Annotated in this window: 11 protein-coding genes; 3 read left to right on the top strand and 8 right to left on the bottom strand. The window is 67.0% G+C overall.

Features of this window, described 5'->3' with window-relative positions:
- The coding region (locus FHS02_RS13415) for a DUF4347 domain-containing protein (protein ID WP_183444257.1) at positions 1-4,102 on the bottom strand (4,102 nt) is incomplete at its 3' end.
- Between the two features lie 313 nt (positions 4,103-4,415).
- Between FHS02_RS13415 and FHS02_RS13420 the strand changes: the two genes are divergently transcribed.
- Positions 4,416-4,976, top strand: a complete 561-nt coding sequence (locus FHS02_RS13420; protein ID WP_137317071.1) for a YdeI/OmpD-associated family protein — start codon at positions 4,416-4,418, stop codon at positions 4,974-4,976.
- 317 nt (positions 4,977-5,293) lie between these two features.
- On the opposite strand, the gene FHS02_RS13425 is transcribed toward FHS02_RS13420, so the two are convergent.
- From FHS02_RS13425 to FHS02_RS13440, 4 genes are all read right to left on the bottom strand, one after another.
- Positions 5,294-6,556, bottom strand: a complete 1,263-nt coding sequence (locus FHS02_RS13425) for an anaerobic sulfatase maturase (RefSeq protein ID WP_137317070.1) — start codon at positions 6,554-6,556, stop codon at positions 5,294-5,296.
- Entirely contained in the window at positions 6,553-8,850 is a 2,298-nt protein-coding gene (locus FHS02_RS13430) for an arylsulfatase (protein ID WP_137317069.1), read from the bottom strand. The genes FHS02_RS13425 and FHS02_RS13430 overlap by 4 nt, the downstream gene beginning before the upstream one ends.
- On the bottom strand, positions 8,847-11,153 hold the full coding sequence (locus FHS02_RS13435; RefSeq protein ID WP_137317068.1) for an arylsulfatase: 2,307 nt from the start codon (positions 11,151-11,153) through the stop codon (positions 8,847-8,849). Before FHS02_RS13435 ends, FHS02_RS13430 begins: the two co-directional genes overlap by 4 nt.
- Positions 11,154-11,223: 70 nt before the next feature.
- Positions 11,224-13,680, bottom strand: coding sequence for a TonB-dependent receptor (locus FHS02_RS13440; RefSeq protein WP_175424955.1), 2,457 nt, complete (start codon positions 13,678-13,680; stop codon positions 11,224-11,226).
- A 182-nt stretch (positions 13,681-13,862) separates the two neighbouring features.
- Here FHS02_RS13440 and FHS02_RS13445 point away from each other — a divergent pair, with 182 nt between their 5' ends.
- The gene (locus FHS02_RS13445) at positions 13,863-14,510 is read left to right on the top strand and encodes a TetR/AcrR family transcriptional regulator (protein WP_137317065.1); all 648 of its coding nucleotides are present in this window, start codon (positions 13,863-13,865) and stop codon (positions 14,508-14,510) included.
- Between the two features lie 32 nt (positions 14,511-14,542).
- Here the strand turns inward: FHS02_RS13445 and FHS02_RS13450 are convergent, their stop codons facing one another.
- Together FHS02_RS13450 and FHS02_RS13455 are read right to left on the bottom strand one after the other, a co-directional pair.
- On the bottom strand, positions 14,543-16,297 hold the full coding sequence (locus FHS02_RS13450) for an FAD-dependent oxidoreductase (protein ID WP_137317064.1): 1,755 nt from the start codon (positions 16,295-16,297) through the stop codon (positions 14,543-14,545).
- Positions 16,298-16,442: 145 nt separating this feature from the next.
- A complete protein-coding gene (locus tag FHS02_RS13455; RefSeq protein ID WP_137317063.1) occupies positions 16,443-17,180 on the bottom strand; it encodes an SDR family oxidoreductase in 738 nt (245 codons plus the stop codon).
- 132 nt (positions 17,181-17,312) lie between these two features.
- On the opposite strand from FHS02_RS13455, the gene FHS02_RS13460 reads away from it, so the two are divergent.
- Positions 17,313-18,242, top strand: coding sequence for an AraC family transcriptional regulator (locus FHS02_RS13460; RefSeq protein ID WP_137317784.1), 930 nt, complete (start codon positions 17,313-17,315; stop codon positions 18,240-18,242).
- 190 nt (positions 18,243-18,432) lie between these two features.
- Here FHS02_RS13460 and FHS02_RS13465 read toward each other — a convergent pair whose 3' ends face one another.
- Entirely contained in the window at positions 18,433-18,642 is a 210-nt protein-coding gene (locus FHS02_RS13465; protein ID WP_137317062.1) for a cold-shock protein, read from the bottom strand.
- Positions 18,643-18,807: the final 165 nt, after the last annotated feature.

Genomic DNA, 18,807 nt, shown 5'->3' on the forward strand with positions numbered 1-18,807 from the left:
CGCCCGGCGCCACGTTGTCGAGCACCGCATTGCCGCTGTCCGCGCGTACGGTGGCGTTGCCGGCCGTGTCTTCGGCGCGCACGCTGGCGTTGCGGCCGGCGGCATCGATGGCGCCGGCCGTGATCGCGTGTGTGGCGGTCCAGACCCCATTGACCTGGGTGGCGGCGGCGGTTGCGCTGCCGCCGAACTGGCTGAGGTCGAACGTTACGCCCGCCAGGTCGAGGTTGTTGTCGCCACTGGCGCCATTGTTCCAGGTGGCCGAAAGCACATCACCGATCTTGAATGCGCCGCCGGTGCCGGTGCCGCCGGTGATCGACAGGTTGGCATCAAGCACGACAGGGGCGGCGGTATCGCCGGTAAACGACAGCAGGTTGGAAGCCAGGCCGCTATTGTTGGCGGCATCGGTGAACTTGCCGGCGTCGATGGAAACGCTGCCGGCCAGGGTGTTTACCCCGGCGTTCGGCGTAAAGGTCGCGGTGTACACCTTCGGGTTGGCGGTGACCGTGAAATCGCCCAGCGTGCCACCGCTGACGCTGATGTCGCCCTCGACGAAGCCGCTCGGCACGTCGCTGAACGTGAACGTCAGGTTGGCGTGCTCGCCGGCCGTGAACACCGCGCGGTCGGTGCCGATGGTGACAGTCGGGTTGACCGTCACCGTGAACACCGCGGTCGCCGCGCTCGAGGTTGAGTTGCCGCCGTCGCCGTCGCCGACGAACACGTTGACGTGGCGATTGCCAGCGGTGGGGCCCGCGTCGAAGGTCAGCGCATGGATCAGCTTGGTGAGCGCCGCTGCGTTGGCGCCGCTGTTGAACAGCACGACGAGATCCTTCTCATTGCCGTCCGCCTGGCCGATGGTGCCGATGGAGACATTGTCCACCGTGACGACGCTGCCGGCCGTCATCCCGGCCGACAGGCCGACCGCGCCACCGGTCTCGATGGCGAAGACATCGCCCGCCTGGCGCCCGCCCAGCACGACGGACAGGGCGCCGCCCACGAAGTCGGCGCTGTCGACGTCGGTCACGACAGCGGCCGTGCCCAGGTCCACATGCACCGCGCCCGCCGAGGCGGCGACCTGCTGGTTGTCGGCGCTGCCCAGGTTGGCGATCACCGGCGCATCGTTGACGGAGGCGACCTGGGCGCCCCAGGTGACGCCGTTGGACACCGGCGAGGTGCCGTCGAGGGCGGTGAGGTCCAGGCGCTGGCCGGTTTCAGTGTTGCCGTCCCACAGGGAATATGGCAGCGTGACACCGGTCTCGTCGATGGCATGCACGGTCAGTCCGCCCGGGGTTCCCTTGAAGTCGGCGGCAGGCACGAAACGGATGTAGGTGGTGGTCGAGCCGACCGGCAGCAGCAGCGCGGACGACGCCGAGACCGCACCGATGTCCTTCCAGAACTGCGTTTCCTGGTCGTTCGAATATTGCCAGCGTCCTTCGGTGAGCGGGTCGGCCGCGTTGCCGCTGATGGCCACGCCGATGAAGACGTCGCCGTCGGCATCGCTGAAGCCGGAGTCGTCGATCAGTTCGGCCATGTCCATGCCCCAGTTGGGTGGCGGATTATTCAAGTCGGAGACATCTTCGACGTCCAGGCTGACGACGTCCTCCAGGATCGGATCGAGGGCCGCGTCGCCGGCCAGCACCGGGCTGTGGTTGGCGCTGGCCGGGTCGACGATGCGCGTGATGACGCCGAGGTTATCGACGCCGTCCGCATTGGCGTCGGCCCAGGTGGCGACGAAGCCGCTGCCGCCGTGCGGGGCGATGAGGACCTGGTTCTGGTAGTTGCCACGGCCGCTCTCGTTGACGAGCATGTCGTAGTCCTGGCGCGGCGTGCCGTCGGCGTCGTAGGTACGGCCGAACACGTCCCAATTGCTTTCCGGGTCGGTGTCCGAAGTCCATGCGATGGCGAAGCCGCCGTCGTTCAGGCCGGTGACCGCGGCCTGCAGCTGGTTGCCGATCACGTCGCCATTGACCAGGAAGGCCGGACTGGCCACATTGCCGGCATTATCGTAGATGCGCGCATAGACGTTGTGCACGTAGACACCGTCCGTCACGCCCCCCTCGGTCGTGCCCTCGGCCTCGTAGACCACCACGAAGCCGCCGCCCGTCAGCCCGGCCACCTTGGCATAGGTCGATGGCGCGATATTCTCGGCCACCGTGACGATGCCGCCCACCGGGCCGCTCGCTCCCATCACGCGCAGCATCACCGAGCCGGAGTTGTCCATGCCCTGGTCCTTGGCTTCCCAGGTCACCACGTAGTTTCCGTTGCTGAGCGTGCCGATGCTGGCGCTCCATTGCCGGCCCTCGGAGGTAGTGTGGACGATGGATTCGCTGCCCGGCACTGCCACGCCATCGGCGTCGAATTCGCGCGACATGATGTCCCAGCTGTTATCGCTGTTGGACCAGGCGAGTGCGAAGCCGCCGTTGTCCAGCTTCGTCATGACGGGATACCATTGATAGTTCGCTGCGTTGGAAGGACCACTGATCGCGGCGCCGACCGTCCCGTCGGCGGCAACGATGCGGAAGTTCACGTTGTCGCTGTTCTGCACATAGGCGACCGCATAGCGGCCGTTGTCCAGGGCCACGACGGCCGAAGGACTGGCGCCGGACGAGATGGTGAACTCCGCGCCGACCTTGGCGCCGGCCGCGTCGAATTTCTGCGCCATGACGGTCGAGGCCGAGGACCAGGTGATCATGTGGCTGCCGTCGGGCTGAGTGGCCACCTGCGGCGTGTACTGCGTGCCGCCGGTGGTCGCGTTGACGTGCACTTCCGTGCCGAAGCCGGACGGGTTGGCGCGGCCCGTGAAGGTCAGCATCTGCTCCACGCCCTGGCCTGGGATCGGCGTGCCGTCCGGATTGCGGCCGAAGGCGTCGTAATAGCGCAGCGTGACGGTGGCGGTCTGGCCGGCGGCCAGCTGGCCGCTGCCCTTCACCAGCATGTTGCCGTTCAGCGCGAAGAGGTCCGCTTCCGACTGGCCGACCAGTTCGTACAGGCCGCCCGCAGTGGTGCCGGTGTCGATCGCCTTCAGGGTCGCGACATTGTCGCCGGGGGCGGTGCTGCTCCACAGGTTCAGGGTATTTGCGCCGATACCGGTCGGCGCAAGATCGCCGGCAACCTTGAAGCTGGAGCTGGTGAAGCCGTCGTTGCTGACGGGGTTCCAGAAGCGGATGTGCATTTCCTGCACGGTAGCGTCGTTCGGACGCTCGTCGACGTAGCGGATCGTTGCGCCATAGGGCGCGGGCGTGCCGCCGTTGTCCTGGGTGACCATCGGCTGTACCGTGGTGTCCTGGTACTCCACCAGCAGCGTGTGCCAGTGGCCATCGCCGGTATCGTATTCGAAGCGGCCGCGCAGGCCGTCGGCGTAAGTAGCCGGGTAGGCAGATTTATTGATCATGAACGACAGTTCGCGCCCCGCGCCGCTGCCGGCCCACGGGTAGTTGGCGACGCCGCCATCGTTGACCCACAGCGTGCCGGACTGGCCGGGACGGGCCGCGGCGATCATGAAATTACCGGTGGTTACCACCGAATCGCCGTAGGTGCCGGAAAACACGCCGGCGTAGGCATCGGCGAAGGCGCCCGCGAACGGGTTGACGCTGCCGATGGTGCCCACCTGGGACTCCAGCAGCCAGTCGCCGCCCAGTGCGGCGGCGCCGGTGGCGTCGTTCGACGCGGCCACGTCGGCGCGGGTCAGCGTCGACAGCGACTGCAGCAGCGCCTGGCCCGTTTCCCCCGCGCCGGTATCGCAGCCGTAGAACAGGATATCGCCGTCGTCCGACAGCGCCGCGCCGAGCGCGTCCAGCGCGCCGGCGTGGGTGGCGACGCTGGCATTGCTCAGGCTTGCCGTACCCAGTTGGGCGATGCCTTCGCTGCCGTGCGAAACGATGTGCACGGCGTCGATGCCGCTGCGCCCTTGCAGGTGGGCGGCGATCTGTTCCAGGCCGTTCGCCTTGCTGTCGAGCACGACGAATTCAATGCCGGGGCGCAGCCCAGCCAGGACCGATGGCAGGTCCGGGACGTTATCTTCAATAAATACAATTTCGGTGCGCCCCGCTGCGGCGGCAATGGAGAGGTTTACGGGCTGGGCGTCGTCGAACGTTTGATCGATCATGATAATCACAAAAAGAGATGAGTAACGAGGTTGCCTGGATGGCAAAACGGCGACGGGACACTGCAGGGGCGAGGGAATGTACCGATGAGACGAAATTATTGACGTACGGCAAAAAAGAATCAATGCTGATTTAACACTTTGCGCTGGCTCAAGCTAACATTCAGGCACTTTGTTGTGCGTCGGCCAATGTTGCCGTTGTATGCGCGCGACGCGCAGCTGGGGCCGGTGTGTCCCGAGTCATGTTCGACGGAATCCACATGACAGTTCATGCCGCTACATCCTTAACGCGCTATCAGAATGCATAATGGCCGTCATGACTCCCCTCTTCTTCCCCGATGCCCAGGCCTTCCGCGCCTGGCTAGCAACGCACGCCGCCAGCGCCACCGAGCTGCTGGTCGGCTTCCACAAGGTCGCTTCGGGCCAGCCCTGCATGAGCTGGTCGGAGTCGGTCGACGAAGCGCTGTGCTTCGGCTGGATCGACGGTCGCCGTACAGGCATCGACGACGTTAGCTATTCGATCCGCTTCACACCGCGCAAGGCATCCTCGATCTGGAGCGTGGTGAACATCGCCAAGATGGACAAGCTGCGCGCCGAGGGAAAGATGACACCGGCGGGAGAAACGGCCTTCGCGCTGCGCGTCGAGGCCAAGTCCGGTATCTACGCCCACGAGCGCAGCGATGTGCCGGAGCTGGCCGATGCCGAACGAGAACGCTTCCAGCAGGATGCGGCAGCGTGGGAGTACTTCCAGGCGGCGCCGCCCGGCTACCGCAAGACCATCCTGCACTGGATCACGAACGCGAAGCGGGAGGAAACGCGCAGCAAGCGGCTGGAGCAGCTGATGCAGGCGTGCGCGGCGGGCAAGCGGCTGACCTGACAAGAGGCCTGCCGCGAAAACGGTCTAACGAAAAGCGGATCGGTCTAAAACGGTCTCGAATTTACAAGCCGGAGAGTCTAATCCGGTCTCTCCCTGGCCGGGAAAAGTCGATTTCGATCTAAAACTCCGCACGCAGTGTAGGTTCGCGACCCTTTTAGACCATTCTGGCCGTATTTAGATCGGTTTAGGCCGGTTTAGACCGCGAGCCCGGACAGGTCATGCCTCCGGCACAGCGCCCGGCAGAACGTTATCCGCGTCGGTAACGGATACCCGCCTCCAAGCACTAAAAGCACTGGAAAGCCGCGCTGCGGGCACGGTCAGGCCGGCGCCGGATCGACCCGCACCGCCAGCGGCCCCTTGAACGCCTCCATGACCAGCGCCGCGGGTTGCCCGGCCCCGATCAGCTTCGCCATCGCGTTCATGTACTGCGTAATGTGCCGGAAGTATTTTTTATACGCGGGGCACAGGTAATTCAAGCCGGGTGCCCCGTCCGGCGCGGTGGCGAAGCGGTTCTTCGGGCATTCGCCGTGGCAGGCGAACAGGTACGGGCATTGCCGGCAGAACGCCGGCAGCGACGCCGATTTCGCCTGGCCGAACGCCACCTGCTGCGGCGAGGCCGCCAGCTCCGCCACGCCGGCCTGCCGGATATTGCCCAGCCGGTGTTCCGGATACATGAAGTGGTCGCACGAGTACACGTCGCCATCGTGTTCGACGATCAGCGCGCGGCCGCAGTTTTCCGCGAACAGGCAAACCGTCGACGGCAATCCCAGCCACGAGGCCAGCGCCCATTCGAAGTTCATCACGTAGACCTGGCCGACATCGTGCCGTATCCATTCGTCGAACACGCCGACGAGGAAATCGCCATAGTCGCCGGGGTTCACCGTTTGCGGCGCCAGCGCCAGCTTCGGCGTGGAGACGCTGGCCAGTCCCGGCTTCGCGAACGTCAGCTTCACCGCATGCTCGTCCGCCGCCGGCATGCGTTCGACGACGGGGTTGAACTGGATGTGCCGTACGCCCTGCTCCTTCAGGAAGCGATAGACCGCCAGCGGATGCTTCGCCACTTCGGCCGTCACGGTGACCAGCACGTTGAAGTCGATGCGGTACCGTTTCAGCAGCGCGATGCCGCGCATGACGGCGTCGAACGTGCCGCGCCCCGCCTTGTCGACGCGATCGCGGTCGTGCAGCGCGCGCGGCCCGTCCAGGCTGATGCCGACCGTGAAGCCGGCTTCGGCCAGGAATGCGCACCATTCGTCGTCGAGCAGCGTGCCGTTGGTCTGCAGTGCGTTGCGGATGGTCTTGCCGCCGGCCATTTCGCGCTGCAGCGCCACCGCCTGCCGGAAGAAGCGCAGGCCGCGCAGCATCGGCTCGCCGCCCTGCCACGTGAACAGCACCTCGGGGCCCGATTCGCCGGCGATGCTTTGCGCCACGTAGGCGCGCAGCACCTCGTCGTTCATCAGGAAGCGCTGGCGCTCCGGGTACAGCTGCTCCTTCTCCAGGTAGAAGCAGTAGCTGCAATCGAGGTTGCACAACGGCCCGGTGGGCTTGGCCATCAGGTGCAGGCCGGGTGTCTGCATCGTCATCGCGCGGCGCTCTCCACTGCCGGCTTGCGGTAGTCGATCGTCACCTTGCCCAGCGTGCCGGTGAACGCGAACGGCGCCTTGTAGCGTTCGCTGACGGGTGTCTGCAGGTCGCGGCCCAGGTCGAACCCTTCGTCATACGAGAAGTAGGCAACGCCCGCCCGCAGCGGCACGCGTCCCCTGCCGAGCGGCGTGCCATCCTGGAACAGCGTGACCTGCGCGCCGTTCGGCGGGTTGGTACCAGCCTCCGGGCGGAATTCCACCGTCAGCTGCGACTTGCCGGGCTTGACGGCGGCATCGGACGATACGACAGCCGGCTGCACGCCATTGGTCTGTGCGTAATGCAGCCTGCCGTCCTGGAGGAAAATACTGGAACCGCCGAAGCGTCCGCCATTGGCCACCAGCACGCCGTCGGCGCCTGCCGCCGGGATGTCCACGGCCACGGTCAGCCGGTAGTAGGGGCCGTTCACGGTCGGTGCGGTCAGCGAGAACATGTGGCCGACGTCCGGTTCCAGCTCGACCACGTCCCGGCCCTGGTAGGCGCCGCGGTTGCGGGCGAAATCCTTGTACAGCGTGTCCTTCAGCGGGAATACCTTGTACCTGTTCCCTTCGCTCTCGAACAGCGCCTGCAGCGCCTTCAGCCTGTCCGGATACTGCGCGGCCACGTCGCGCGTTTCGGTCGGGTCCTGCGCCACGTGATACAGCTCCCACACATCGTTCTCGAACGGCGTGCCGGGCCGGTGCAGCGTGGCGGCCTTCCAGCCGTCGTGGTAGATCGCCCGGGAGCCATTGATTTCATAGTACTGGGTGACGTGCCGCGACGGCGCCTTCGCGTCGGCGACCGAATACGCCAGGCTGGTCCCCTCGAAGGCATCCTGCTTCACGCCGCCGATCCGCGCCGGTGCGCGCTGGCGCGCCAGTTCCAGCGTCGTCGGCAGCACGTCGATCACGTGCGCATACTGGTTGCGGATGCCGCCCTTGTCCCGGATCCCCTTCGGATACGACAGGATCATCGGGTTGCGCGTGCCCCCTTCCGAGTTGGCGTCCTGCTTCCAGCGCTTGAACGGCGCATTGCTGGCCTGCGCCCAGCCCAGCGGATAGTTCGCGTTCGCATAGGCGGTGCCGATCCTGTCGATGTTGGCCAGCTCGCGGCCGATGTCGGCTTCCGGATAAAGCACCACGCCAAGGCCGTTGGTCGTGCCATGCTCGCTGCCTTCCTTGCTGGCGCCGTTGTCGCCGATGACGACGGCGATGATCGTGTCGTCGAACTGGCCGGTCTTCTTCAGGTGCTCGACCAGGCGGCCGATTTCCGCGTCGGTGTAGCTGAGGAAGCCGGCGAAGGTTTCGAAGTAGCGCACGTACAGCCGCTTCTCGTCGGCACTCAGCCCGTCCCATGCCTTGACGGACGCATCGCGCGGCGGCAGCACCGTGTCCGGCGGGATCACGCCCAGCTTCTTCTGGTTGGCGAACACCTGTTCGCGGTAACTGTCCCAGCCCGCGTCGAAGCGGCCCTTGTACTTGTCGATCCATTCGCGCGCCACCTGGTGCGGCGCATGGGTGGCGCCCGGCGCGAAGTACAGGAAGAACGGCCGCGTGGGGTTGTCGAGCTTCTGGCGCGTCACGTACTGGATCGCCTTGTCGGTCAGCAGCTCGTTCAGGTGGCGGCCTTGCGGATCGTCGTCGAGCGGCTTCGTGCCCTCGACCAGCTGCGGGTACCACTGGTCCGTTTCGCCGGACAGGAAACCGTAGTACCGGTCGAAGCCCTTGCCGGTAGGCCAGCGGGCGAACGGACCCGCGGGGCCGGACTCGCTGATCGGCGCCAGGTGCCATTTGCCGACGGCGAAGGTGCTGTAGCCGTTGGCGCGCAGGATCTCGGCCGCGGTGCCCTTGCTGGCCGGGATGCGGGCGGTATAGCCGGGCCGCTCGACGGCGGTTTCGGGGAACAGCCCCATCTCCACGCTGTGGTGGTTGCGCCCCGTCAGCAGCGCGGCGCGGGTGGGCGAGCTGATCGCCGTGGTGTGGAAGTTCGTGTAGCGCAGGCCTTGCGCGGCCAGCGCGTCGATGTTCGGCGTCTCGACCAGGCCGCCGAACGCGGAAGCGGCGCCATAGCCCACGTCGTCGAGCAGGATCCAGATGACGTTGGGCGCCTTGCCTGGCCCGTTCGCCGCCTTGCCGCCGGCTGGCTGCGCCGGCGCGGGGCGCGGGGTGGCGGCATCGGCCAGCGGTGTCAATGCGGTGGCCAGCGCGCCGGCGGCCAGCAGCCCATGCCGGGCGCTCGTGTGCGAATCGGTACTCATGATTTTCCTTGTTGTGCGGCGTTGAAATTGGCGGCGGGCGGTGGCGCCGCGCGCCGGCGATAGTCGATCGTCACCTTGCCCAGCGTGCCCGTGAAGCGGAACGGCACCTTGTAGCGTTCGCTGACGGGGGTGTGCGGGTCCTGGCCCAGGTCGAAACTCTCGCCGAACGGCAGGTAGGCGAAGCCGTTACGCACCGGCACCGCGCCCTCCCCCAGCAGTTCGCCATCCTGGTAGAGCCTTACCTGCGCGCCGCCGCTGGCGGCGGGATCGAACTCGACGGTCACCTGCGACTTGCCGCGCCTCAGCACCCGGTTCGACGACACCAGCGCCGGCTGGGCGCCGTTGGTCTGCGCGTAGTGCAGCCTGCCGTCCTGCACGAAGATGCTGGAACCGCCGAAACGGCCGCCGCTCGATACCAGCACGCCCTCTGCGCCCTGCTCCGGAAGCTCCACGGGGACGGTGAGCCGGTAGTAAGGCCCGTTGATCGGCGGCGCCGTCTGAGCATTGATGCGGCCAACGTCCGGCGCCAGTTCGACGACCTGCTGCCCGCGCCAGTAGCTGCGGTTGCGGGCGTATTCCTGGTACAGCGTATCCTTCAGCGGGAACACGTTGTACTTCTTCGCTTCGCGCTCGAACAGGGCCTGCAGCTCCTTCAGCTTGTCCGGATGGCGGGCGGCCAGGTCGCGCGCTTCGGTCGGGTCTTCGGCCAGGTTGTACAGTTCCCACACGTCGCTCTCGAACGGCGTGCCGGCCTTGTGCAGCGTGGCCGCCTTCCAGCCGTCGTGGTAGATCGCGCGGCTGCCGTTGATCTCGTAATACTGCGTAACGTGCCGTGACGGCGCCTTCGCATCGGCGACCGAATAGGCCAGGCTGGTGCCTTCGAAACCTTCCTGCCGCACGCCGCCAATGCGTTCCGGAGCCGGCTGGCGCGCCAGTTCCAGCGTGGTCGGCAGCATGTCGATCACGTGCGCATACTGGCCGCGGATGCCTCCCTTGTCGCGGATCCCGGCCGGATACGACAGGATCATCGGGTTGCGCGTGCCCCCTTCCGAGTTGGCATCCTGCTTCCAGCGCTTGAACGGCACGTTGGTCGCCTGGGCCCAGCCCAGCGGGTAGTTCGGCTTCGAGTATTCGCCGCCGATCCGGTCGATGGCGGACAGCGCGCGGGATATGCCCGCCTCCGGGTTCAGCACCACGCCCAGCCCGTTCAGGGAGCCGTGCCCGGAACCTTCCTTGCTGGCGCCGTTATCGCCGATCATCACGGCGATGATGGTGTCGTCGAACTGGCCCGTCTCCTTCAGGTGCGCGACCAGACGGCCGATCTCCGCGTCCGTGTAGCTGAGGAAGCCGGCGAATGTTTCGAAGTAGCGTGCGTACAGCCGCTTCTCGTCGGCGCTCAACCCGTCCCATGCCTTGACGGACGCATCGCGCGGCGGCAGCACGGCATCGCGCGGCACCACGCCGAGCCGTTGCTGGTTGGCGAACACCTGCTCGCGGTAACGGTCCCAGCCCGCGTCGAAGCGGCCCTTGTACTTGTCGATCCATTGCTGCGCCACCTGGTGCGGCGAATGCATGGCGCCCGGCGCGAAATACAGGAAAAACGGACGCGCGGGATCGTCGATCCTGTGCCGGTCGATGTAATGGATCGCCTTGTCCGTCAGCAGTTCGTTCAGGTGCCGGCCCCGTGGCTCGTCGTCGACCGGCCGGGTGCCCTCGACCAGGTTCGGATGCCACTGGTCCGTGCTGCCGTACAGGAAGCCGTAGTACTGGCCGAAGCCCTTGCCGGTGGGCCAGCGCTCGAACGGACCGGACGGCCCCGCCTCTTCCACCGGCGTGAGGTGCCACTTGCCGACCGCAAAGGTGCCATAGCCGTTCGCGCGCAGGATCTCGGCCGCGGTGCCCTTGCTGGCCGGGATGCGGGCGGTATAGCCGGGCCGCTCGGTGGCGGTTTCGGGGAACAGGCCCATCTCCACGCTGTGGTGGTTGCGCCCTGTCAGCAGCGCGGCACGGGTGGGCGAGCTGATCGCGGTGGTGTGGAAATTCGTGTAGCGCAGGCCCTGCGCGGCCAGCGCGTCCAGGTTGGGCGTCTCGACCAGGCCGCCGAACGCGGAAGCGGCGCCATAGCCCACGTCGTCGAGCAGGATCCAGATGACGTTCGGCGCGGCCTTGCCGGCCGCATTCGCCCCCGTGCCGGCGAGTGGCTGGGCCGGCTCAGGGCGCGGCGTGGCGGCATCGGCCAGCGGCGCCAGGACCGTGGCCAGCGCGCCGGCCGCCAGCAGGCCATGGCGGGCGCTTAAGCTCATACCCGTGCTCATGCCTGTGCCCATGCCTGTGTTCTCGTCTTTACTCATGTTTTTCCAGTGTCTTAGTCAGTCAGAATTCCAGGCGGCCGGTGGCGCCCACGGTGCGCGGCGCGCCTGCCGCGGCGGAGTAACCGCCGCCACCCGTCAGCTGGCTGGCCTGCGCGGCGAGGAAGTAGCGCCTGTCCAGCGCATTGCGGGCCCACAGCGACACGTCCCACTGCCGGTCGCCCGCGCCGAAGCGCCAGCCGGTCGCCACGTTCAGCAGCCCGTAGGCGCCGATGCGGGCGAACCTCGAGTTGTCGATATAGCCTTCCGCCCGCGAGCGCCACGCGAAATTGGCAATCAGGTACTGGCGCACGTCGTCGCCGAGCCGCCATTCGTAGCGCCCGCCGGGATTGAGGATCCACTTCGGCGCGCCGACCACCGGCCGGCCGGCCAGGTCCGCCCTGGTCGCGCCGGTGGCCGCCAGCTCGGCCGCCGCCGGCGCGTCGGCGAAGCGGGTGTAGTGCGCATCGTTGTACGAACCGGTGAACGTGAGGCTCAGGCCGCGCGCGGGTCGCGCCTTCACGTCGAATTCCACGCCATCGCTCTGCACGTCGCCGGCATTGGTGAGAATCAGCACCTTCGTCACCGGGCCCTGCACGAAGGCATTGGTCTGGTAGTCCTGGATGCGCGTGCGGAAGTAGTTGACGTTCACCAGCAGGCGGTTGTTCCACCAGCCGCTCTTGACGCCCAGTTCGAGGTTGTCCGCTTTCTCGGGTTCGATCTTCAGCGACTGCGCCCCCAGCGTGGGCGCCGAACCGACCCCGCTGATGCTGATGCCGCCCGACTTCTCGCCGTGCGACAGCGTGGCATAGGCCAGCAGCGCCGGCGTGACCTTGTAGCTGGCGGTGGCCAGTCCCGATGGCGCGTTGCCCGACACGTGCAGGTCGCCGGAGTCGTACGCGCCGCCGATGGCACCGCGCGTGGCGGCAACGACGGCCCGCGCGGCGGCGGGATACGTGGACAGCGCCCGGCCGCCGGCCAGTGCTTCCCGGTAGACCCGCCCATCCTTGCTTTCATGCGTGCCGCGCAGTCCAACCGTCACATCGAGGCGGTCGTTCACGTGCCAGTTGCCCTGCCCGAACAGCGCGTAGCTGTCGGTGGTGCCCTGGCCGTGCGACCTGCCGAAGGTGTTGTCGACGATGCCCAGGCCGGCGGTATTGTTCAGCACCAGGATGTCCGCCTTCGGCCCCATCGCGGTGGTGAAATCGTCGCCGATGTTCTGGTGGTAGTAATAGGCACCCAGCACATAGTCGAACCTGCCGCCGGAGGGCGACGCCAGCCTGAGCTCCTGCGAGAACTGCCGGTGCTTCACGCTGAAGCCGCCGTCGGTCAGGCCGGGCGCGGGGGTCAGGTCGTTGTCGTTACGGGGCCGGAACGTCCAGAAGCGCGATGCGGTGACCGACGTGACCTGGAAGCCGCTGGCCAGGCGCCAGTTCGCTTCGGCCGACACGCCGCCCAGGTAGGCGGTCATGCGCTGCGCGCTGTCGAAGTCCACCTGGTGGCTGCGCGGATCGGTGTCGATCGGCCGGCTGCCCGCGGGCAGGCCCAGGGCGGCGGCCGCGGCGGCCTGCCAGTCCAGCTTGCCCGGTGCGGCGGGGCCGAAGCCGTAGGGAACCAGCGTGCCCTGCGTATCGTCTTCGCGATGGTAGTCGGCGATGAGCCGCAGGTCGAACGACGCGTCCGGCCGGTACAGCAGCTGGCCGCGGATGCCCTCGCGGTCCACGCTGTTGTAGCGCCGGCCGTCATGGCGGTTGCGCAGCCAGCCGTCGTCGTGCGTCTTCGACACCGACAGCCGTCCGGCCAGCGTCGTGCTCAATGGCCCGGACAGCGACGCCAGCGCCTGGTAATAGCCGCGCTGGCCGCCGGACAGCTCGATACTGTGCTCCGGCGCGAACGTCGGCTTCCTCGTGGTGAGATTGAGCACGCCGGCCGTGGTGTTCTTGCCGAACAGCGTGCCCTGCGGGCCGCGCAGCAGCTCCACCTGTTCCAGGTCGACGAGGTCGATCGCCAGCATGCCGGGGCGGCCCTGGTAGACGTTGTCGACGACCAGGCCCACGCTGCCTTCCAGGCCTTCGTTGGCGGGATTGCTGCCGATGCCGCGCACCGCCACGCTGGACACGCGCGGCTGCGAGAACGCCGCATTGGTACTGGGCAGCGCCTGCTGCAGGTCCTGCACCTGCGAGATCAGGCTGGCCTTCAGGTCGTCGCCGCGCACGACGGACATCGGCGCCGGCACTTCCTGCGCGCGTTCGGTGCGGCGCCGCGCGGTGACGGTCACTTCCACCATCGGCGGCTCGCCTTCCGCCCGCGGCGGGGCATCCGCAGGAGCATCGGCAAGGGTATTGGCAGGTGCGTCGGCAGGTGCGTCGGCAGGAGCGTCGGCCGGCGCGGGCACCGGCTCTTCCGCCCCGAACGCGGGGCCGAACGCGGACATCAGCGCCAGGACCAGGGCACTCCTGGCCAGACGGGTGTTGCGGGTCATGTTAGCCTTCAAATTAATGTAACGGTGCCGTTACATTAATTTGGCGGTCGGGTGGGCGTAAAGGAATTAAAACGCCATTGCTTATGACGTTTTTGCAAGACTACGTCCTTCCGGGCGGTGCGCCGCACAAAGGGCGCCGATGATGCGACAATCGCACACCATCGATTCCAGTTGCCTGCCACATGCCTTCCCCACCCGTTGCCGCCGCCGGGCGTCCCACCCGCGATGCCGCCGAACAGCTTCTCGCCAGGATCCACGAGGCGGCCCGCGTCGAGTTCCTCGCCAGGGGCATCGAAGGCGCCAGCATGGAAGGCATCGCGACCGCCGCGGGCTGCTCGAAACTGACGCTGTACCGGCGCTTCGGCACCAAGCAGGAACTGTTCAAGGCACTGATAAAAGCGCGCTCGCCCGACTACGGGCAACGCTTCCACGTCGATGTCACGCAGCATCCCGAACAGGTGCTGTACCGGCTGGGACTGGGCATCGCCGCGTTCTTCTTCAAGCCGGACAACCTGAAACTCATCCGGCTGGTGGTGGCGGAAATGAGCCGCGTGGAGGGGCTTGCGGAGATGATGAAGGAGGAAGGCGACCGTTTCCGCGAGCCGGTCAGGGCCTGCCTGGAGGAGCTCAAGCGGCGCGGCCACGGCAAGTTCGACGACCCCACGCTGGCCGCGATCCAGTTCATCAACCTGTGCGTGCTGGGCCACTTCTACCTGATCGCCGGCTACACGGCGGACCAGGTCTCGCCCGAGCAGCAGGAAAAGCTGGTGCGCGCCGCGGTGACGCTGTTCGTGGCGACGCATTTCCCGGAGGCCGGCAGCACTTCATGAGCAATGCCGGCATCGGGACAGTTGCCCGTGCGCTACCGGGTGGCGCGGCCGGCGGTGCGCTGGCCTGCCGCCGGCACGCCGGCCAGGTACTCGTGGATCTGCGACACCACCTGGGCCCCCTCGCCCACGCCGGCAGCCACCCGCTTCGTCGACCCGGCCCGCACATCGCCGATCGCGAACACGCCGGGCACGCTGGTCTCCAGCGCCGAGCGTGGCGCTTCGGCAGGCGCGGTGACCGCGTCGCCGGTGCGGATGAAGCCCTGCGCATCGACCTCCACGCCGCAGTCGCCCAGCCAGTCCGTGTTCGGCTCGGCGCCGATGAACAGGAATACCCTGCAGACGGCGCACTCCTTCTCGCCGAGCGTGCGGCTGTTACGCCAGCGAACCGCCTGCAAGCCTTCGTCGTCGCCCTCCAGCGCCACGATCTCGGTGTGCGGGTGCAGTTCGATGTTCGGCGTGGCGCGGATGCGCTCGATCAGGTAGGTGGACATGGTGGCTTTCAGGCCGTCGCCGCGCACCAGCATGTGGACCTTGGCGGCATGGGCGGACAGGAACACCGCCGCCTGCCCCGCCGAATTGCCGCCGCCGACCAGGATCACTTCGGCGCCGGCACACAGATTGGCCTCGATGCGCGAGGCCCAGTAATAGATGCCGCGGCCTTCGAACTGCTTGATATTGGCCAGTGAAGGCCGCCTGTAACGGGCACCGCAGGACAGCACGACGGTACGGCCCAGTACCCGCCGGCCGTCATCGAGCTCGATCGCCAGGGGAGAGGCATCGCAAGCCAGCCGCGCGGCGCTCATCGGAATGGCCACCTCGACGCCGAATTTCATCGCCTGCACGTAGGCGCGGCCGGCCAGCGCGCCGCCCGATATCCCGGTGGGGAAGCCCAGGTAGTTCTCGATGCGCGCGCTGGCCGCGGCCTGGCCGCCGAATGCGCGCTGCTCCAGCGCCAGCACGGACAGGCCCTCGGAGGCCGCATACACGGCGGTCGCCAGCCCGGCGGGCCCGGCACCGACCACGATCACGTCCCACACCTTGTCCGCCGGGAGCTCCGGCAGCATGCCCAGGCAGCGGCCCATGTCGGCAAACGTCGGATTCTTCTTCACGCTGCCGTCCGGGCAGACCACCAGCGGCCATTCGTCGGCAGTGGGCTGGTAATGCTCGCACAGCGCCCTGGCGTTATCGTCCTCGCCCGGTTCCAGGACCGTGTGCGGGTGGCCGTTCGCCGTCAGGAAGCTTTGCAGGTGGAACACGTTCGGGTGGCCGGGCGGTCCGACCAGCACCGGGCCGCCGGAACCGGATTCGATCAGGTTTACGCGGCGCAGGATCAGCGCGCGCACGATGCGCTCGCCCAGCTCCGCCTCCGCGATCACCATGGCGCGCAACTGCTCGGCGGGAATGACGAGCGCTTCCACCGTGCCGGCAGCCGTCACGTTGACCAGCGACGGCCGGCCCGCCAGCTGCGACACCTCCGCCGTGAACTCGCCCGGGCCGTGTTCGACGACGAGGGCCGAGTTGCCCAGCCCGTCGTAGCGGTACACCGCCATGCGGCCGGACAGCACCAGCACCATGCCGAACGGCGTGAAGCCCGCCTCCAGGATGCGCACGCCGTCGGCATAGGTGCGTACGGTACCGAAGCGCATCAGGCGCTTCACTTCATGCTCGGCCAGCACCGGGAAGATCTGGTGCCGGCGCTGTTCGATCGAGGCCGCGATGGCCGGCACCTGCTCGTCGCGGCTTGCTTCGGGGTCGAATTGCGGGGAATGGGTCTGCGGGTTCGCCATGTTGGATCGCTATGTGGACTGAGGGTGGGCCGAGTGCGGGCTGGAACAATGGCAGTGTAGCGGAAGGCCGGCTGCTCTTCAGCACAGCCGGACGCTCCCGGACACTCCCTGGCACTTCCAGACCCTCCCCCCTCGCGGCCCTCCGTCAATACGGGCTGGCCGTCGGCCGCACGATGATCTCGCTGACATCCACGTCGGCCGGCTGCTCGATCGCGAAGTGGATGGTGCGGGCGATCGCGTCCGGCTTGATGGCGATCTTGCGGAAGCCGCGCATTTCCTCGCGGCCGCCCGGGTCGGAGATCGACTCGGCCAGTTCCGATTCGACCACGCCGGGCGAGACGACGGTGACGCGGATGTCGCCGCCCACTTCCTGGCGCAGCCCTTCCGAAATCGCCGCGACGGCGAACTTGGTGGCGCAATACACGGCGGCGGTCGGGCTGACGGTATAGGCGCCGATCGAGGCCAGGTTGATGATCTGCCCGCTCTTCTGCCGCTGCATCACGGGCAGCGTGGCGGCAATGCCGTGCAATACGCCGCGCACGTTCACGTCGATCATGCGATTCCACTCGTCGATCTTCAGGGCTTCCAGTTTCGACAGCGGCATCACGCCGGCATTGTTGACGATGACGTCCACGCGGCCATGCAGGCCGAGGGCGAAATCGACGAATTCCCGCATGCTCTCCAGGCTGGTCACGTCGAGCCTGCGCACCGCCGCCGACCCGCCTTCGGCCGTGATGCGGGCGGCCAGTTCCTCGAGGCGTTCGGTGCGGCGCGCGCCCAGGATCACGTGCATGCCGCGCGCGGCGAGATGGGTGGCGGTGGCTTCGCCGATGCCGCTGCTGGCACCGGTGATCAGGACGACTTTCCGTTCTGCTGCGTTCATGGTGTTCTCCGTGACTGGTTGCGATGGAGGCAGTATCGTCGTTCGCACACGGCCGGAAAATATCCATTAATATTTGCCGGTTGCCTGATTCTCCAATCCCGTTCCGTCCCTGGATGCACCGTGACTCCACCCATGAACGACTCGCGTCAACGCCGCATCGTCGGCCTGCTGGAGCGGCTGGCGCCGCACGAAGGCTATACCCTGTCGGCCCTGCCCGGCCTGAAATTCATGCGCGCCAACGGCGGCATCCCGCGCACGCCGGTCATGTACGAGCCCTGCATCGTCATCGTGTGCCAGGGCCGCAAGCGCGGCTTCCTGTTCGACACCGCCTATGTCTACGATGCCCACCACTACCTGGTGCTGTCGGTGCCGCTGCCGTTCGAATCCGAGACCGAGGCCAGTCCCGCGGAACCGATGCTGGCGGTCTCCGTGCCCATCGACCTGAAGGTGGCGGCCGAACTGGTGCTGGCGCTGGAGCAGAAACATCGGCAGCGCGCCGCGCAGCCGGTCGGCATCGTGTCGACGCCGCTCGACGATGCGATGAGCGACACGCTGCTGCGGCTGCTGGAGGCGCTGCAGTCCGAGACCGACACCGCCATCCTCGGCCCGGCCATCGTGCGCGAGCTGGTGTACCGGGCGCTGATCGGCCCGCAGGGCGGCGCCATCCACGCCGCGCTGACGCAGCAAAGCCACTTCGGCAAGATCGGCAAGGCGCTGCGGCGCATCCATGCGAACTACGACCGCCCGATCGACGTGGGCACGCTGGCCAGCGAAGCCGGCATGAGCGTGGCGGCATTCCATGCGCACTTCAAGGCGGTCACGCAGACCACGCCGATCCAGTACCTGAAGACGACGCGCCTGCACAAGGCGCGGCTGCTGATGGTGCAGGACGGCCTGAACGCGGCGACCGCCTGCCATCGCGTGGGTTACGAAAGCAGCTCGCAGTTCAGCCGCGAATTCAAGCGCTTCTTCGGCCGCACCCCTGCCCACGAAGCGGCGGAAATGAAGAACGCGCTGATGCAGATGCCGGCGCAGTCTGCCGGCGCGATGACGATGCAGTGAATGACGATGCAGTGAATGACGACGCAGTGAATCGGCGATGCCCATGCAAAAGCCCACCGGCAGGCAAGCTGCGGGTGGGCTTTTGTCTTGCGTGGTGCACGCCGTGGCGCCGCCCACGCTATCTGCGTGGTGCGGGCCGGCATGCAGCCTGGCGGGTCAGCCTGGGCAGCCTGTCAAGCAGGCCGGCCGGTCAGATCGCGCGGATATTGCCGGCTTTTTCGCCTTTGGGACCAGTCGAGCGTTCGAACGATACGCGCTGGTTTTCGGACAGGCTCTTGAAACCTTCCGATTGAATATCCTGGAAATGGGCAAACAGATCGCCGCCGCCTGCGTCAGGCGTAATGAAGCCGAAGCCCTTGGCGTCATTGAACCATTTTACGGTGCCGGTTTGAGTAGTCATTTATTCAGTCCTTTAAATATTGCATGGGCAAAGACGCCCGGAATGCACGGTCGACCAAGAGGGATAACGGAGGAAATCAAACAGGACCGCCAGATGATTCGAGTCGAGGACCCAGGGACAAATGGCAAGGCGGGAGAGAAAGACCAACAATAACAACGACTTGAT

Source organism: Pseudoduganella umbonata (assembly GCF_014192225.1).
GTDB classification, from domain to species: Bacteria; Pseudomonadota; Gammaproteobacteria; order Burkholderiales; family Burkholderiaceae_D; genus Rugamonas; species Rugamonas umbonata.

Bases quoted from the DNA above. Each gene is read 5' to 3' on its own strand.
- FHS02_RS13430 (WP_137317069.1), bottom strand. From the start codon at position 8,850: ATGAGTACCGATTCGCACACGAGCGCCCGGCATGGGCTGCTGGCCGCC.
- FHS02_RS13445 (WP_137317065.1), top strand. From the start codon at position 13,863: ATGCCTTCCCCACCCGTTGCCGCCGCCGGGCGTCCCACCCGCGATGCC.
- FHS02_RS13440 (WP_175424955.1), bottom strand. From the start codon at position 13,680: ATGACCCGCAACACCCGTCTGGCCAGGAGTGCCCTGGTCCTGGCGCTG.
- FHS02_RS13435 (WP_137317068.1), bottom strand. From the start codon at position 11,153: ATGAGCTTAAGCGCCCGCCATGGCCTGCTGGCGGCCGGCGCGCTGGCC.
- FHS02_RS13425 (WP_137317070.1), bottom strand. From the start codon at position 6,556: ATGACGATGCAGACACCCGGCCTGCACCTGATGGCCAAGCCCACCGGG.
- FHS02_RS13455 (WP_137317063.1), bottom strand. From the start codon at position 17,180: ATGAACGCAGCAGAACGGAAAGTCGTCCTGATCACCGGTGCCAGCAGC.
- FHS02_RS13450 (WP_137317064.1), bottom strand. From the start codon at position 16,297: ATGGCGAACCCGCAGACCCATTCCCCGCAATTCGACCCCGAAGCAAGC.
- FHS02_RS13465 (WP_137317062.1), bottom strand. From the start codon at position 18,642: ATGACTACTCAAACCGGCACCGTAAAATGGTTCAATGACGCCAAGGGC.
- FHS02_RS13460 (WP_137317784.1), top strand. From the start codon at position 17,313: ATGAACGACTCGCGTCAACGCCGCATCGTCGGCCTGCTGGAGCGGCTG.
- FHS02_RS13420 (WP_137317071.1), top strand. From the start codon at position 4,416: ATGACTCCCCTCTTCTTCCCCGATGCCCAGGCCTTCCGCGCCTGGCTA.